The organism is Corallococcus sp. AB038B, assembly GCF_003668955.1.
In the GTDB taxonomy this organism is placed as follows: domain Bacteria; phylum Myxococcota; class Myxococcia; order Myxococcales; family Myxococcaceae; genus Corallococcus; species Corallococcus exiguus.
The window spans coordinates 1-14,589 of sequence record NZ_RAWO01000002.1 but is presented as its reverse complement, the minus strand read 5'-3'; the positions used below and the strand labels follow the sequence as shown (position 1 = coordinate 14,589).

Annotated in this window: 27 protein-coding genes and 1 pseudogene; all 28 read right to left on the bottom strand. The window is 65.2% G+C overall.

Annotated elements, in window-relative coordinates; genetic code table 11:
* Window positions 1–33: 33 nt before the first annotated feature.
* A complete protein-coding gene (gene rpsK, locus D7Y04_RS11470) occupies window positions 34–474 on the bottom strand; it encodes a 30S ribosomal protein S11 (RefSeq protein ID WP_014395884.1) in 441 nt (146 codons plus the stop codon).
* Window positions 475–549: 75 nt separating this feature from the next.
* Window positions 550–933 (bottom strand): 30S ribosomal protein S13, encoded by a 384-nt coding sequence (gene rpsM / locus D7Y04_RS11465; RefSeq protein WP_014395883.1) that lies wholly within the window; start codon window positions 931–933, stop codon window positions 550–552.
* A 55-nt stretch (window positions 934–988) separates the two neighbouring features.
* Window positions 989–1,105, bottom strand: coding sequence for a 50S ribosomal protein L36 (gene rpmJ / locus D7Y04_RS11460; RefSeq protein ID WP_002633586.1), 117 nt, complete (start codon window positions 1,103–1,105; stop codon window positions 989–991).
* A 67-nt stretch (window positions 1,106–1,172) separates the two neighbouring features.
* Window positions 1,173–1,391: a translation initiation factor IF-1 gene (infA, locus tag D7Y04_RS11455; protein ID WP_002614803.1), complete on the bottom strand. Its 219-nt coding sequence runs from the start codon at window positions 1,389–1,391 to the stop codon at window positions 1,173–1,175.
* Between the two features lie 153 nt (window positions 1,392–1,544).
* Window positions 1,545–2,300, bottom strand: a complete 756-nt coding sequence (gene map, locus D7Y04_RS11450) for a type I methionyl aminopeptidase (protein ID WP_120598103.1) — start codon at window positions 2,298–2,300, stop codon at window positions 1,545–1,547.
* A 101-nt stretch (window positions 2,301–2,401) separates the two neighbouring features.
* Window positions 2,402–3,052, bottom strand: a complete 651-nt coding sequence (locus D7Y04_RS11445) for an adenylate kinase (RefSeq protein ID WP_120598104.1) — start codon at window positions 3,050–3,052, stop codon at window positions 2,402–2,404.
* 90 nt (window positions 3,053–3,142) lie between these two features.
* On the bottom strand, window positions 3,143–4,489 hold the full coding sequence (gene secY / locus D7Y04_RS11440; RefSeq protein ID WP_120574785.1) for a preprotein translocase subunit SecY: 1,347 nt from the start codon (window positions 4,487–4,489) through the stop codon (window positions 3,143–3,145).
* Between the two features lie 134 nt (window positions 4,490–4,623).
* Entirely contained in the window at window positions 4,624–5,151 is a 528-nt protein-coding gene (gene rplO / locus D7Y04_RS11435) for a 50S ribosomal protein L15 (RefSeq protein WP_014395879.1), read from the bottom strand.
* 16 nt (window positions 5,152–5,167) lie between these two features.
* Window positions 5,168–5,437: a 50S ribosomal protein L30 gene (rpmD, locus tag D7Y04_RS11430; protein ID WP_120532358.1), complete on the bottom strand. Its 270-nt coding sequence runs from the start codon at window positions 5,435–5,437 to the stop codon at window positions 5,168–5,170.
* 2 nt (window positions 5,438–5,439) lie between these two features.
* Entirely contained in the window at window positions 5,440–5,961 is a 522-nt protein-coding gene (gene rpsE / locus D7Y04_RS11425; protein WP_014395877.1) for a 30S ribosomal protein S5, read from the bottom strand.
* Window positions 5,962–5,983: 22 nt separating this feature from the next.
* Complete coding sequence (gene rplR, locus D7Y04_RS11420) at window positions 5,984–6,340, bottom strand: 50S ribosomal protein L18 (protein WP_120567151.1); 357 nt, start codon at window positions 6,338–6,340, stop codon at window positions 5,984–5,986.
* Between the two features lie 108 nt (window positions 6,341–6,448).
* A complete protein-coding gene (gene rplF, locus D7Y04_RS11415) occupies window positions 6,449–7,015 on the bottom strand; it encodes a 50S ribosomal protein L6 (protein ID WP_120574786.1) in 567 nt (188 codons plus the stop codon).
* Window positions 7,016–7,079: 64 nt separating this feature from the next.
* Window positions 7,080–7,478, bottom strand: a complete 399-nt coding sequence (rpsH, locus tag D7Y04_RS11410) for a 30S ribosomal protein S8 (RefSeq protein WP_120552131.1) — start codon at window positions 7,476–7,478, stop codon at window positions 7,080–7,082.
* Between the two features lie 168 nt (window positions 7,479–7,646).
* Window positions 7,647–7,832: a type Z 30S ribosomal protein S14 gene (locus D7Y04_RS11405; RefSeq protein ID WP_014395873.1), complete on the bottom strand. Its 186-nt coding sequence runs from the start codon at window positions 7,830–7,832 to the stop codon at window positions 7,647–7,649.
* A gap of 24 nt (window positions 7,833–7,856) precedes the next feature.
* Complete coding sequence (gene rplE / locus D7Y04_RS11400; RefSeq protein ID WP_014395872.1) at window positions 7,857–8,510, bottom strand: 50S ribosomal protein L5; 654 nt, start codon at window positions 8,508–8,510, stop codon at window positions 7,857–7,859.
* Between the two features lie 176 nt (window positions 8,511–8,686).
* Window positions 8,687–9,016: a 50S ribosomal protein L24 gene (gene rplX / locus D7Y04_RS11395; RefSeq protein WP_120523543.1), complete on the bottom strand. Its 330-nt coding sequence runs from the start codon at window positions 9,014–9,016 to the stop codon at window positions 8,687–8,689.
* A gap of 42 nt (window positions 9,017–9,058) precedes the next feature.
* Entirely contained in the window at window positions 9,059–9,427 is a 369-nt protein-coding gene (gene rplN / locus D7Y04_RS11390; RefSeq protein ID WP_014395870.1) for a 50S ribosomal protein L14, read from the bottom strand.
* Window positions 9,428–9,492: 65 nt separating this feature from the next.
* On the bottom strand, window positions 9,493–9,819 hold the full coding sequence (rpsQ, locus tag D7Y04_RS11385; RefSeq protein ID WP_169821648.1) for a 30S ribosomal protein S17: 327 nt from the start codon (window positions 9,817–9,819) through the stop codon (window positions 9,493–9,495).
* An 83-nt stretch (window positions 9,820–9,902) separates the two neighbouring features.
* The gene (rpmC, locus tag D7Y04_RS11380) at window positions 9,903–10,109 is read right to left on the bottom strand and encodes a 50S ribosomal protein L29 (RefSeq protein ID WP_014395868.1); all 207 of its coding nucleotides are present in this window, start codon (window positions 10,107–10,109) and stop codon (window positions 9,903–9,905) included.
* A gap of 74 nt (window positions 10,110–10,183) precedes the next feature.
* Window positions 10,184–10,603 (bottom strand): 50S ribosomal protein L16, encoded by a 420-nt coding sequence (gene rplP, locus D7Y04_RS11375; protein ID WP_014395867.1) that lies wholly within the window; start codon window positions 10,601–10,603, stop codon window positions 10,184–10,186.
* Window positions 10,604–10,667: 64 nt separating this feature from the next.
* The gene (gene rpsC / locus D7Y04_RS11370; RefSeq protein WP_120523546.1) at window positions 10,668–11,330 is read right to left on the bottom strand and encodes a 30S ribosomal protein S3; all 663 of its coding nucleotides are present in this window, start codon (window positions 11,328–11,330) and stop codon (window positions 10,668–10,670) included.
* 41 nt (window positions 11,331–11,371) lie between these two features.
* Window positions 11,372–11,716 carry a 50S ribosomal protein L22 gene (gene rplV / locus D7Y04_RS11365; protein WP_014395865.1) on the bottom strand — a complete coding sequence of 115 codons (345 nt, stop codon included), beginning with the start codon at window positions 11,714–11,716 and terminating at the stop codon, window positions 11,372–11,374.
* 35 nt (window positions 11,717–11,751) lie between these two features.
* Window positions 11,752–12,039, bottom strand: a complete 288-nt coding sequence (gene rpsS / locus D7Y04_RS11360; protein ID WP_014395864.1) for a 30S ribosomal protein S19 — start codon at window positions 12,037–12,039, stop codon at window positions 11,752–11,754.
* 13 nt (window positions 12,040–12,052) lie between these two features.
* Complete coding sequence (gene rplB, locus D7Y04_RS11355) at window positions 12,053–12,898, bottom strand: 50S ribosomal protein L2 (RefSeq protein WP_120574788.1); 846 nt, start codon at window positions 12,896–12,898, stop codon at window positions 12,053–12,055.
* 37 nt (window positions 12,899–12,935) lie between these two features.
* Window positions 12,936–13,229 (bottom strand): 50S ribosomal protein L23, encoded by a 294-nt coding sequence (locus tag D7Y04_RS11350; protein WP_120574789.1) that lies wholly within the window; start codon window positions 13,227–13,229, stop codon window positions 12,936–12,938.
* Window positions 13,226–13,849: a 50S ribosomal protein L4 gene (gene rplD / locus D7Y04_RS11345; protein WP_120574790.1), complete on the bottom strand. Its 624-nt coding sequence runs from the start codon at window positions 13,847–13,849 to the stop codon at window positions 13,226–13,228. Before rplD ends, D7Y04_RS11350 begins: the two co-directional genes overlap by 4 nt.
* Before the next feature lie 51 nt (window positions 13,850–13,900).
* Window positions 13,901–14,209, bottom strand: coding sequence for a 30S ribosomal protein S10 (gene rpsJ, locus D7Y04_RS11340; protein WP_002633608.1), 309 nt, complete (start codon window positions 14,207–14,209; stop codon window positions 13,901–13,903).
* A gap of 195 nt (window positions 14,210–14,404) precedes the next feature.
* Window positions 14,405–14,589 (bottom strand): annotated as a pseudogene (gene tuf, locus D7Y04_RS11335) (elongation factor Tu); the annotation flags it as partial.

Sequence of the window (14,589 nt, the reverse complement as noted above, 5' to 3'; positions counted from 1 at the left end):
GCCGTGAGGCGGGTCCCCGGCCCGAAGCGGTAATTAGACGCGGCGGCGCTTGGGCTGACGGCAGCCGTTGTGCGGGATGGGCGTCACGTCGCGGATAAGGCTGATCTTCAGGCCGGCGGCGGCCAGCGCGCGCAGCGCCGACTCACGGCCTGCGCCCGGACCCTTCACGAACACCGTCACGGTCTTCAGGCCGTGCTCCATCGCCTTCGCCGCGGCGTCGCCAGCGGCGACCTGCGCCGCGAACGGCGTGGACTTGCGGCTGCCCTTGAAGCCGCGCGCCCCGGCCGACGACCAGGAGATCACGTTCCCGGACACGTCCGTGATCGTGATGATGGTGTTGTTGAACGTGGACTGGATGTGGACCACGCCGTTGAGGATGTTCTTCTTGCCCTTGCGCTTGCTCTTCTTCGCCGCAGGGGTCTCGCCACCCTCGGCACCGGCCGGCGCGGCGGCGGTATTGATCTCGTCAGCCATGTGAATCGCTGCTCCTGGGAGTAGGTGATCAACGCCCGCGCCTCACACGAAGCGAGGCAGCGGGCGCCAGAGGGTTTAGCGGGCCGGAGCGGCCGGCTTCGCGCGAACGATGCCGCGCTTGGGACCCTTGCGGGTGCGCGCGTTGGTGTGGGTGCGCTGGCCGCGGACCGGAAGACCCTTGCGGTGACGCAGGCCCCGGTAGCAACCCAGGTCCATCAGCCGCTTGATGTTCATGGTCACCTCGCGCCGGAGGTCACCCTCGACCTTGTAGTTGGCCTCGATGATCTCGCGGATCTTTCGAGCCTGGTCCTCGGTGAGGTCCTTGGTCCGGGTGGTGAGATCGATGCCCGCCGCCTCGATGATGTCGTGCGCGGTCTTGTTACCGATCCCGTAGATGTACTGAAGCGAGATCACCGCACGCTTGTTGGGCGGCAGATCGATGCCGGCGATACGAGCCATCTTCGGTCTTCCTTCGTTGTGGAGTTGGTCTGAGGCAAGAGTCCCTTAAGGACTCTTAGCCCTGGCGCTGCTTGTGCCGGGGGTTAGAGGCGCAAATGACGCGCACGATGCCCTTGCGGCGAACAACCTTGCACTTGTCGCAGATCTTCTTGACGGACGCCCGAACCTTCATGGAGCGAACTTCCTTCCTTCAGCGGAGAAAAGCACAACAGCCGGTCCGCACAGGCGGCCGGCGCGAATTACTTGGCCCGGTACGTGATCCGTCCACGGGTCAGGTCATACGGCGACAACTCGACCTTCACCTTGTCGCCCGGGAGGATACGGATGAAGTGCATCCGCATCTTGCCCGAGATGTGCGCGAGTACCTTGTGGCCGTTGTCCAGCACCACGCGGAACATCGCGTTCGGTAGGGGTTCCATAACGGTCCCCTCGACTTCGATGGAATCATCCTTCGGCAAGCGTCAACCTTCTTCCCGGACCACGAACCTTCTGGAAGCGCGGCGGGATAACACTTTGGTCCGTAAGTAGCAAGCGCCGCGCGATCTGAAATCTGGACCTCTATCAACACCCTCTGACATCACCCTATTTCACCCGGGGTCCGGGGGCCCTCATCAACGCCGGGTCAGCACTTCCGGCCCCCGCTCTGAGATCAGGATGGTGTGCTCGAAGTGGGCGGACAACTTGCCGTCCACGGTGACGGCCGTCCACTCGTCCTCCAGGACCTCCACGTCAGGAGTCCCCTGGTTCACCATCGGTTCCACCGCCAGGACCATGCCTGGCCGCAGCTTCATCCCTGACCCCGCCTGCCCGTAGTTGGGCACCTGCGGCGGCTCGTGCAGCTTCCGGCCAATCCCGTGCCCCGTGAAGTCCCGGACCACGGAAAACCCCCGAGCCTCCACGTGGTTCTGCACCGCGTGACCAATGTCGCCAATCCGGTTGCCCGGCTGCATCGCCTGGATGGCCTTCTCCAGGGACTGCCGGGTGGCGTCCACCAGGGCCTGGGCCTCTGGCGTCACCTTCCCCACTGGTACCGTCCGCGCCGAGTCCCCGAAGAAGCCCCGGTAGACCACCCCGAAGTCCAGCTTCATCAGGTCCCCCGCCACCAACCGCCGCTTCCGGTTGGGGATGCCGTGGACCACCTCCTGGTTCACGGAGGCGCAGAGGACACCCGGAAAGCCGTGGTAGCCCTTGAACGCCGACCGCGCACCCTTCTTGGCGATGAGCTGCTCCGCCAGGGCGTCCAGCTCCCAGGTGGAGACACCGGGAGCCACTGCCTTCTCCAATTCGTCCAGGATCTCACAGACAATCCGCCCCGCTTCCCGCATCAGGGCGATTTCATCCGGGCTCTTGATCTCCACCGGGTTCATGCGCCCCTTTCCCTACCGGCCCGCTGCTCTGTCGGGAACCCATGAACGGTGGCGCGGCAGTCCAGACCGGCCCTGCCCTTGCCTTGCTGGCTGCCCCAGGCTCAGGCAGGACGGCCAGCGGCCTTCTTGATCTCCTCGTAGATGCCCTCCGGAGACCCGACGCCGTCCACGCTCTTGAGCAGCCCCTTCTTCTCGTAGAAGTTCTTCAGAGGGGACGTTTCCGCGTCGTACTTCTGCAGGCGCCTCTCGATGACCTCTGGCGTGTCATCCGGACGCTGCACGAGCTCCGTGCTGCACTTGTCGCACAGGCCCGCGCGCTTCGGCGGGCTCTGGGTGACGTGGAAGACGGACCCGTCATTGGGGCACACGCGCCGGCCGGAGCCACGCTCGACCAGCGTCGAGTGCGGAACCTCGAGCGACACGACCGCGTTCAGCTGCTTGCCCAACCGCTCCAGCATCCGGTCCAGCGCGTCCGCCTGTCCCGGGGTGCGGGGAAAGCCGTCGAGCACGAAGCCCTGAGCCACGTCAGACTCCTTCAGCCGCTCCTCCACGATGCCGATGACGACATCATCAGGAACGTACTGCCCCGCGGCCATCAGCGGCCCGGCCACCTTGCCCAGCGGCGTGCCATCCTTCACGGCCTTGCGCAGGATGTCGCCGGTGGAGATCTGCGGGATCTGGAAGTCCGCGTAGAGCTTCTTCGCCTGGGTTCCCTTCCCGGCGTTCGGCGGCCCCAAGAGGATGAGGTTCATGTCGCTCCTTTGTACCTACGTCCACCCTTGAACGACGAGGCGCCCCTCCCCACCATTGGGGAGAGGCGCCCAGAACACAACCGACCGACGTCAGGCCGCCACGCGGACCCGACCGCGGATGCGCGGACCGCGCGGACCCGCGAAGCCTTCGTAGTTGCGGCTGATGAGGTGGCCTTCGATCTGCTGCACCGTATCCAGCGCCACGCCCACCACGATGAGGAGCGCCGTGCCGCCGAAGGTGAACTGCACCCCGAGCACGCTGCTGATGACGGACGGAATCACGCAGATGATGGCCAGGTAGATGGCGCCACCGAACGTGAGGCGGTTGAGCGTGCGCTCAATGAACTCCGCCGTCTGACGGCCCGGGCGGATGCCGGGGATGTAGCCACCCTGCTTCTTGATGTTGTCCGCCACGTCATCCGGCCGGAAGGTGAGCGCCGTGTAGAAGTAGGAGAAGAACACCACCAGCAGCACGAACAGGCCGTTGTAGACCCAGAGGTTGCCCTCGATGCTGCGCTGGAAGCCCTGCAGGAAGGGGAACCATGCGCCCAGCGTCGCCGGGAAGGACAGCACCGCGCCGGCGAAGATGGGGGGAATCACGCCCGAGGCGTTCACCTTCATGGGGAAGTACGTGGCCTGGCCCGCGAACATGCGACGGCCCGCCATTCGCTTGGCGTACTGGATGGGCACCCGACGCATGCCCCGCTCCACGTAGACCACCACGCCGATGATGAGGAGCATGAAGAAGAGCAGGCCCAGCACCGCGGCCACGTTCACCACTTCCTGCGAAGTCAGGTCCAGCAGCGTCTTAGCGCCGGGCAGCACGCGCGCCACGATGCCCGCGAAGATGATGAGCGAGATGCCGTTGCCGATGCCGCGCTCGGTGATGCGCTCGCCCAGCCACATGATGAAGGCCGTGCCCGCCGTGAGGCTGACCACCGTCATGAAGGTGAACCAGAGGTTGTCGTTGGGTACCACCACCTGGTTGAAGCCGCCCTGCCCCGCGTCGGAGCGACCCAGCGAGGCCAGCCACCGCGAGATGCCCACGCCCTGCACGATGGACAGCGCGATGGTTCCGTAGCGCGTGTACTGGTTGATCTTCTGGCGGCCCGCGGCGCCTTCCTTCTGCAGGCGCTCCAGGCTGGGCACCACCACTGCCAGGAGCTGGATGATGATGGAGGCGCTCACGTACGGCATGATGCCCAGGCCGAAGATGGACATCTGCTCCAGCGCGCCGCCGGAGAAGAGGTTGAACAGCGACACGAGGCCACCCGATTGTTTCTGGGCGTCCATGAACGCGTTCATCGCAGAGCGGTCCACGCCCGGCGTGTTGATGAAGATGCCGATGCGGTAGACGGACAGCAGCACGAGCGTGTACGCAAGCCGGCTGCGCAGCTCCGCGATGCGGAAGACGTTGGCGAAGGCGTTCAGGGCCACGGTAATGCCATCCTCTTCAAGAGGTTCTGCCAGCAACAACAAACGCCCCTCTCCGGTTCCGGAAAGGGGCGCGGAAGCCTACACAAGGCTGGGGGCGCGCACCACATCACTGTGATGCGCGCCGCCGGTCACGCCTACGCCCGGGGCTGGCGAGGAGCCTTGACGCCCTTGCCAGCGTGGGCCTTGGCGGCCGACTCCGGCTTGTGCGCCACCAGGGGGAGCTCCTCCACGGAGCCGCCCGCCTTCTCGATGTTCTCGCGAGCCGCCGCGGACACCTTGTTCACCTTGACGGTGAGCTTCTTGGCGAGCTCGCCGTGGGCCAGGACCTTCACGCCATCATAACGGCCCTTGACCAGGCCCGCCTGCTTCAGCGCGGCCTCGTCCACCGTGGCGCCAGCGTCGAACGTGTGCTCCAGGTCACCCAGGTTCACCACCGCGTAGGTGGTGCGGTTGGGCGGGTTGAAGCCGAACTTCGGCAGACGGCGCTGCAGCGGGCTCTGGCCGCCTTCGAAGCCCTCGAACCGCATATTGCCGGAGCGGGCCTTCTGGCCCTTGCCGCCGCGGCCGGCCGTCTTGCCCAGGCCGCTACCCTGGCCACGGCCCACGCGCTTCTTGCGGTGCCAGGAGCCCTCAGGGCGCTTCAGATTGGTCAGGATGCTCATGTTGGATCCTCAGTTCTCAGGCCTTGGCCTTGGCGGCCAGGCGCTCCAGGGCGCGGTCCCGGGCGACAATCTTCCGGGGCTTGCGGCGCTTGGGCGCCGGGGCCTCCTGGCTGACCGTCTCCAGGGAGACCAGATGCTTCACCTTGAACACCATGCCGCGCACCGCCGGGGTGTCCTTCAACAGCCGCTCGTCGCCGAACTTCTTCAGACCGAGGCCCTTGATGGTGGCCAGCATGTCCTCGGAAGACCCCGAGAAGCTCTTCGTCAGCTTAACCTTGAGCGCCATGACTAGCCCCTCGCCTCGCCCGCGAGCTTCTGGGTCTCGACGTCCTTGCCACGCAGCCGCGCGACCTGCTCGGCGCTACGCAGCAGCTTCAGGCCAGCAACCGTGGCCTTCAGCACGTTGTGCGGATTCCGCGAACCCTGGCTCTTGGTCAGGATGTTGCGGATGCCCGCCGCCTCCAGCACCGCGCGCACCGCGCCACCGGCGATGACGCCCGTACCTTCGGAAGCCGGCTTCAGGAGCACCCAGCCGGCACCAAAGTGCCCCAGGATCTCGTGCGGGATGGTGTGGCCCATGCGAGGAACGCGGAACAGGTTCTTCTTCGCGTTCTCGCCGCCCTTGCGGATGGCCTCGGGGACTTCGTTGGCCTTGCCCAGGCCCACGCCCACGTGCCCGTTGCCATCGCCCACAACGACAAGCGCTGCGAACGAGAACCGGCGGCCACCCTTCACCACCTTGGCCACGCGGTTGATATTCACCACGCGGTCGGTCAGGTCCAGATCGTTCGGATTGATCGGAGTTGCCACTTGAGGAATTCCTTTCTGGTACCTAGAACTTCAGGCCGGCCTCGCGCGCGGCGTCAGCCACGGCGGCGATGCGCCCATGGTAAGGGAAGCCGTTGCGGTCGAACACCACCGCATCGACGTTGGCGGCCTTGCACTTCTCCGCGATGAGGGAGCCCACGCGCTTCGCGTCGGCCTTCTTGTCGCCCTCGTCCTTGCCCTTCAGCTCCTTGGACAGGGACGACGCGAACGCCAGCGTGCGACCGGTGGAGTCGTCCACCACCTGCGCGTAGATGTGCTTGAGGCTCTTGTAGACCGACAGCCGCGGACGCTCCGTGGTTCCGGAGAGCTTCTTGCGGATGCGGTTCTTCCTCTTGAGGCGCTGCTCGACAGTCTTGGACATGGCTGCTTCCTTTTCCGTCCGGCGGCGATGCGGCCTTCCGCCGCCGGATGATTCCGCCAGACCTCAAGGCCCGGCGGGGTTGAATGCTCGGCGAAGACGCGGCGACGACTAGGTCGTACCGGTCTTGCCCTCCTTACGACGGATGCGCTCCTCGGCGTACTTGATGCCCTTGCCCTTGTAGGGCTCCGGCGGACGCAGCGAGCGGATGTTCACCGCCGTGGCGCCCAGGGCTTCCTTGTCCGCCGAGCGGAGCGTCAGCCCCACCGTGGGAAGGCTGTCCTCGGTACGGGAGGTCTTGTCGACTTCCGCCGTCACACCCTCCGGCAGGTTGAACACCACCGGGTGGGAGTAACCGAGCGAGAAGTGAATGGCCTTGCCCTTCACTTCCGCGCGGAAACCGACGCCGCGGATGTCCAGACGCCTCTCGAAGCCCGCGGACACGCCCTTCGCCGCGTTGGCGAGGATGGTCCGCGTCAGGCCGTGCAGGCTGCGGGCCTCACGCGAGTCATCCTCGCGCTGCACCGTCACCTGGCCGTCCTTGACCTCCACCTTCACCTTGGCGGGGAGCTTGACGGACAGCTTGCCCTTGGGGCCTTCGAAGTTGACCTGCTGGTTGGCGACATTGACCTTCGTCTTGTCACCAAGCTTGATCGCCAGTTTTCCAATCCGACTCATGATTGCCTCGTGCTGTCGTCGCCCGGGGCGCGCTCCTCGCGGGGCGCTTCACCCAGGCTCCTGGCTAGTAGACCGTGCAGAGCAGCTCGCCGCCGACCTTCTGCTTCCGGGCCTCGGTGTCCACCAGGATGCCGCGCGAGGTGGAGAGGATGGAGATGCCCATGCCGCCGAGCACCGGCTGGATGTCGCGCACCGCGACGTAACGACGCAGGCCGGGCTTCGACACGCGGCGAATGCCGGTGATGGCCGGGCTGCGGTCCGGGCCGTACTTCAGCTGGACGGTGATCTCGTTCTGGGGCGCGACCTCGTGGATGGCGAAATCCCCGATGTAGCCCTCGTCCTTGAGGACCTTGACGATCTCCACCTTGAGCTTCGAGTGGGGGATGACGACCTTGTCGTGCCGCGCACGCGAGGCGTTGCGCAGGCGGGTCAGCATGTCGCCGACGGGATCATTGACCGGCATGAAGCACCTTCAAGCAAAGCAGCGGTCCCCAGGGGACACACCGCGTTCGCGGCCACCGCGCCTGCCGGGCCCATCCCGGGGGTTCGCGACAACCGCTACTTCTCTTCTACTTCAACCGGAGACCGCCCTGCCCTCTTCAGGACAGGGACGAGGCTCCGGGTCCAACGCCTACCAGGACGACTTGGTGACGCCGGTGATCTCACCACGCAGGGCGCGGTGACGCAGGCAGATACGGCACATCTTGAACTTGCGCAGGAAGGCGCGAGGACGACCGCAGAGACCGCAGCGGTTGTACTGACGCACGGGGAACTTCAGCTTGCGCTTTGCCTGGGCAATCTTGGAGAGCTTGGCCATGATCGATGGGAGTCCTGGGCTCGGTTACTGACGGAACGGCATGCCGAAGTGACGCATCAGCGCGAGGCCCTGCTCGTCGTTCCGGGCGGTGGTGACGAAGCTGATGTTGAGCCCCTTCACCTTTTCGATCTGATCGTAGTTGATTTCCGGGAAGATGATCTGCTCACGCACGCCGAGCGTGTAGTTACCCTTCCCGTCAAAGGCCTTGGGAGACACGCCCTTGAAGTCACGCACGCGAGGCAGCGCGACGGTGATGAGGCGGTCCATGAACTCGAACATGCGGTCGCCGCGCAGCGTGACGGCGGCACCGATGGCCTGGCCCTGGCGCAGCTTGAAGTTCGCGATGGACTTGCGCGCACGCGTCACAACCGGCTTCTGGCCGGTGATGGCAGCCAGCTGGTCCACCGCCGACTCCAGGATCTTGTTGTTGGCGAGCGCCTCGCCCAGACCCATGTTGACGACGATCTTCTCCAGCCGCGGCACTTCCATGGGGTTTCCGAGCCCCAGTTCCTTCATCAGCGCAGGAACACCTTCCGCGCGGAAGCGGTCCTTGAGGCGCGCCGAGCGGGCCTTCAGGCCCTCCTCGATATTCGCGGCGAAGCCGACCTTCTTGGCTTCTTCTTTGCCGCGCTTCTTGCTCTTCTTTTCCTTCGAGTCGGCCTTCTTCTCGTCAGCCATCTTTCATTCCCCTGCTTCGGGGCGCCGTCATGGACCCAGCGCGTCCGATCAGTCCTGCGTCTAGAACGTGGAAACACCCGAAGAGCTCAACCATTTCAGCTCTCTGGACGTGCACGCCCGCCTGCCCCACCACGAGGTGGGGCAAGGGGCGCGCATACATGCCCGAACACCGACCCCTAGTCAATCAGGGCGTCGCACTGCTTGCAGAACCGCTTGGAGGACTCACCCTCCTTGCGGATGCCGACGCGGGTCGGCTTGTCACACTTGGCGCAGACCACCTGGACGTTCGAGAGCGCGATGGTACCCGGCTTCTCGATGATGCCGCCCTCGGGGCTCTGCGGCGTCTTGCGCATGTGGCGCTTGACCAGGCGCAGGCCCTCGACCGTCACGCGGCCCGCCTCCCGGTCAACCTTCAGCACCTTGCCGCGCTTGGTCGCCGGCGTCTTCTCCGAGCGCTCAGACCCGGAGATGACCTGGATGGTGTCACCGACTTTCAGCTTCTGCATGGCTTCCTCACTCTGGCTGTTCGCCGTCAGGCCTGCGTCCTCTTAGAGGACCTCGGGCGCCAGCGAGATGATCTTCATGAACTTGCGGGCACGCAGCTCACGGGCCACCGGCCCAAAGATGCGCGTCCCGATGGGCTCCAGGTCCTTGTTGATGAGGACCGCCGAGTTGCCGTCGAACTTGATGTAGCTGCCATCCGCACGACCCACCTCGCGACGGGTGCGGACGATGACGGCCTTGGCCACGTCACCCTTCTTCACCTTGGAGTTGGGCAGGGCCTCGCGGATCGACACGACAATCACGTCGCCGATGGAGGCGTACTTGCGCTTGGAGCCGCCGAGAACCTTGATGCAAAACACCTTCTTGGCGCCCGAGTTGTCGGCCACATCGAGCACACTCTGCATCTGAATCATGTGAAGTCTCCTCTTGCTCGAACCCGTCCACGCGCTTCATGGCGCACGGACGCGGTGTGGCCTACCTAGACGTTCTTGCTCTTCTCCAACACCTCGACCACGCGCCAACGCTTGTCCTTCGAAGCGGGCTTGGTCTCGGCGATGCGCACCCGGTCACCCTCGTTGATGGTGACCTTCTTCGGGTAGTCGTGATCCTCGACGTGCGCCTTGTACTTCTCGCGCAGGCTCATGATCTTCCCGTACTTCGGGTGGGGAGCACGACGCTGGACGGTGACGACCACCGTCTTCTGCATCTTGTTGGAGGTGACGATGCCCACGCGGGTCTTGGGACGACCCCGGGTGGAGGTCTCGGCAGCGGGCGTTTCGGTCGCTTCAGCCATGTTGGTTCTCACTGTCTGTCATGCACCCGGGCCCTCTGCCCGGATGGCCACGGACACCCGGGTGAGCCCGGATGCCCGCGGATGCACTGCTACTACTACCCCGCCTTCGCGGCCCGGGCCTTTTCGCCCAGGACGGTGAGGATGCGGGCCAGATCACGGCGGTGCTGCACGCCCTCAGCGGGGCTGTCCAGCGAGCCGGTCCGACGCTTGAGCCGATCCTGGACCAGCGTATCGCGCAGCTCCTTCGCGCGGTTCTGCAGGTCGTCCGTCGACAGTTCCTTCAATTCCTTCGCAGTCGCCATCTTGGTCTCCTCTGCGCGGGATGCGGGCGCCCTCCCCTGTCACCAGGTGGAGCGCCCGTCCCAGCGGTGCGTGACTACAGCGAGAGCTCGCTGCGGCGCACGATCTTGGTGAGCACCGGCAGCTTCGCCTGCGCCAGCTTCAGCGCACCGGTGGCGATCTCCTGCGTCATGCCCTCCATCTCGTAGAGGACGCGTCCCGGCTTGACGACCGCGACGTAGTACTCCACGCCACCCTTACCGGTACCCATACGGGTTTCGGCGGGCTTCTTCGTGATGGGCTTGTCCGGGAAGATCCGGATCCAGATCTTGCCGCCGCGCTTCACGTGGCGGGTCATCGCGATACGGGCCGCCTCGATCTGGCGCGAGGTGATCCATCCCGGCTGGAGGCTCACCAGGCCGAACTCACCGTAGGTGAGGTCGCTGCCGCGGTGGGCCGAGCCGAACATGCGGCCCTTCTGCATCTTGCGGTACTTGGTTCGAGCAGGCTGAAGCATGGTCGATGTCCTTCGTGCCTCGCGTGCAGGGCGGGCTTCTTAGGGCCCGCCCCACAGGGGCGTCTTACCGGTTGGTGGGCATGGGGGCCTGGCCGCCCTTGCCGGGGAGGACCTCGCCCTTGCAGATCCAGACCTTGCAGCCAATCTTGCCGTAGGTCGTCTTGGCCTCGGCGAAGCCGAAGTCGATGTCCGCGCGGAGGGTGTGCAGGGGCACGCGGCCCTCGCGGTACCACTCGTAGCGGGCCATCTCGGCGCCACCCAGGCGGCCAGAGCAGGCCACGCGGATGCCCTTGGCCCCGAACTTCATCGCGGTCTGCAGCGCCTTCTTCATGGCGCGGCGGAAGGCGATGCGGCGCTCGAGCTGCGTGGCGATGTTCTCCGCCACGAGCTGCGCGTCGGTCTCGGCCTTGCGGACCTCGACGATGTTCAGGAAGACCTCGTTCTTGGTGAACTGCTGGAGGTCCTTCTTGACGGTCTCGATGCCAGCGCCACGCTTACCGATGACGATGCCCGGACGCGCGGTGTGGACGTTGACCTTCACCTTGTTGGCGGCGCGCTCAATCTCCACCTTCGACACGCCCGCGTGGTTCAGCGACTTCTTGACGAACTCGCGGATGCGGATGTCTTCGTGGAGCCACTGAGCGTAGTTCTTGTGCTCAAACCACTTGGAGTCCCAGGTCTTGATGACGCCGAGCCGGAACCCAATCGGATGTACTTTCTGTCCCAAACTGAATCTCCTTGGTGCGTCCGGGCAGGGCCCGACGGGTCCTACTTCTTGGCCTCGGCCAGCACGACGTGGACGTGGGCAGACTTCTTCTGAATGGGCGTCGCGCGCCCCATGGCGCGCGGCATGAACCGGCGCTGGGTGGCGGCCTGATCCACGGAGATGGTCTTGACGTAGAGGGTATCCACGTCGACCTGGCCCTTGGACAGGTCCGTCGCGTTGGCGACGGCGCTCTTGATGAGCTTCTCCACCGGCCGCGCAGCAGCGCGCGGGGTGAACTTCAGGATGTTCAGGGCAGCCTCGACAGGCTTGCCCCGGATGAGCGCCGCGACGAGGGACAGCTTGCGCGGGCTCATGCGCAGGTGACGCAGATGTGCAGTCGACTCCATGGTCATCTCCTCAGGCTCTCAGGCGTAGGTACGGGCTACTTGCCCGGGGCCTTGGCGACCTTCTTCTCCGCCGAGTGCCCGCCGAAGGTGCGCGTAGGAGCGAACTCGCCGAGCTTGTGGCCCACCATGTTCTCCGTCACGAACACCGGAATGAACTTCTTGCCGTTGTGCACGGCGAAGGTGTGACCCACGAACTCAGGGAGAATCGTGGAGCGCCGGGACCAGGTCTTGACGACCGCCTTCTTGTTCGCCGCAATCATCCCCTCGATCTTCTTGAGGAGGTGATCGTCGACGAACGGACCCTTCTTGATCGAACGAGCCATGTTTCAAATCCTCTTACTGGCTGCGCGCGCCCTGGCGGCGGCCGCTCACGATGAACTTGTCGGTGCGCTTATTGGTGCGCGTGGTGAGGCCCTTGGTCTTCTTGCCCCACGGAGACACCGGGTGCGGATTACCCTGGCCGGACTTACCCTCACCACCACCGTGCGGGTGGTCGACAGGGTTCATGGCCAGACCGCGGACGGTGGGCCGAATGCCCAGCCAGCGGCTCTTACCCGCCTTACCGATGCGAATGATTTCGTGCTCGATGTTGCCCACCTGGCCGACGGTGGCACGGCACTCGATGAGCACCTTGCGCACAGCGCCGGAAGGCATGCGGACCTGAGCGTAACGGTCTTCCTTGGCCATCAGCTGGCCGGAGGTGCCCGCAGAGCGGATGACCTGGGCGCCACGGCCCGGCTTCAGCTCCACGTTATGGATGACCGTACCCACCGGGATGTTCTGCAGCGGCAGGCTGTTGCCCGGCCGGATGTCGGCGGTGGAACCGGCGAACACGGTGTCGCCCACGGCCAGGCCCACGGGGGCCAGGATGTAGCGCTTGTCGCCGTCCGCGTAGTGCAGGAGGGCGATGTTGGCCGTGCGGTTCGGGTCGTACTCGACCGCGACCACCTTGGCCGGCACGCCGTCCTTGTCACGACGCTTGAAGTCGATGGTGCGGTAGCGACGCTTGTGACCGCCACCCTGGTGACGACGGGTGATGTGGCCGTGAACGTTGCGGCCACCCGAACGCTTGAGCGGCTCGGTGAGGGCCTTCTCCGGCGAGTCCTTGGTGATGTCCGCGAAGTCGGACACCGTCATCAGACGGCGGGCGGCGCTTGTCGGCTTGTACTTCTTGATGCCCATGGTGTGTTCCTCTCAGGCGGATCTGTCGCCAGTGGCGTCAGACCGCTCCCCCTTCGAAGAGTTCGATCTTGTCACCTTCCTTGAGGGTGACGACCGCCTTCTTGAAGTTGGGGCGCTGGCCGATGCTCTTGCCCACCCGCTTCGTCTTGCCACGCACGATGTTGGTGCGAACAGCCTCCACCGTGACCTTGAACAGGGACTGGACCGCGCGAGACACGTCGTGCTTCGTGGCCTTGCGGTCCACGATGAACGAGTACTGGCGGAACTTCTCACGGGCCTTGTCCAGCTTCTCCGTGATGAGCGGGCCCTTGATGACGTCGTTCAGATTCATGACAGGGACCCCTCAAGCGCCTTCGCGGCGGCGGAAGTCAGGACGACGTGCGAGTGCTTGAGCACGGACTCGAGGTTGAGACCCTCGGGCGGCAGCACGTCGAACTTCGCCAGGTTGCGCACGCTGCGGTGCAGGTTCGTGTTGCCGCGCTCGTCGATGATCAGCGCGTTCTGGAGCTTCAGGCGGCGGGTGAGCACCTCGAAGGCCTGCTTCGACTTCGGGGCGTCCAGCTTGAAGCCGTCCAGGATGATGAGCTGCTTCTCCCGGGCGCGCAGGGACAGCACGGCGCGCAGGGCACCGCGACGGACCTTGCGGGGCGGCCGGTAGAAGTAGTCACGGGCCTTGGGGGCCATCGCCTTGCCGCCGCCCACCCAGTGGGAGGCGCGGATCGAGCCCTGGCGGGCACGGCCGGTGCCCTTCTGCTTCCAGGGCTTCTTGCCGCCGCCGCTGACGAGCGAGGTGTTCTTCACCCCGACCGTGCCGCGGCGCCGGTTGATCTGCTGCATCTTCGCCACCTCGTAGAACAGGTGGGTGTTCGGCTCGGCGCCGAAGATCTCGTCGGAGAGCTCGATCTCCGACACCTTCTTCAAATCCAGGTCGACTACGTCAAACTTCGCCATGGCACTTTCCTCGGGGGTCAGAGTGAAACCACTCCGACGCCATCCCGCTTCCTAGGACTTGATCTCGACGTCAACGCCGGCAGACAGATCCAGCTTCATCAGCGCGTCCAGCGTCTGCTGGGTCGGCTCGAGGATATCGAGCAGGCGCTTGTGCGTGCGGATCTCAAACTGCTCGCGGCTCTTCTTGTCCACGTGCGGCGAACGCAACACGGTGAACTTGTTGATGCGCGTCGGCAGGGGGATCGGACCGGCCACCTTGGCGCCCGTGCGCTTGGCCGTCTCGACGATCTCCCCAGCACTCTGGTCCAGGAGCTTCGAGTCGTACGCCTTCAGCCGGATGCGGATCTTCTGTGTCGCCATTCGCAAGAACCTCTTTGAACGACCTCTGGGAACCGTGAGGCGGTACGCCCGTCAACGCCTGGATTTCAGAGAACCGTTTCTTCGGAACGAAGGGGCGCGGTGTGTACCACCACACCCCATGGGTTGCAACTGGATTTCCACCGGCTCCCCGGAACGGCCCTCAAGGGCCCTACCGGAGAGCTGGCAGCCTGAATACTACGCGATGATTTCCGCCACAACGCCCGCGCCCACCGTGCGGCCGCCTTCACGAACAGCGAACCGGAGCTCCTTCTCCATCGCGACCGGGGTGATGAGCTCCACCTCGATGGCGATGTTGTCGCCCGGCATGACCATCTCGACGTTGTCCGGCAGCTTCACCGTGCCCGTCACGTCCGTGGTGC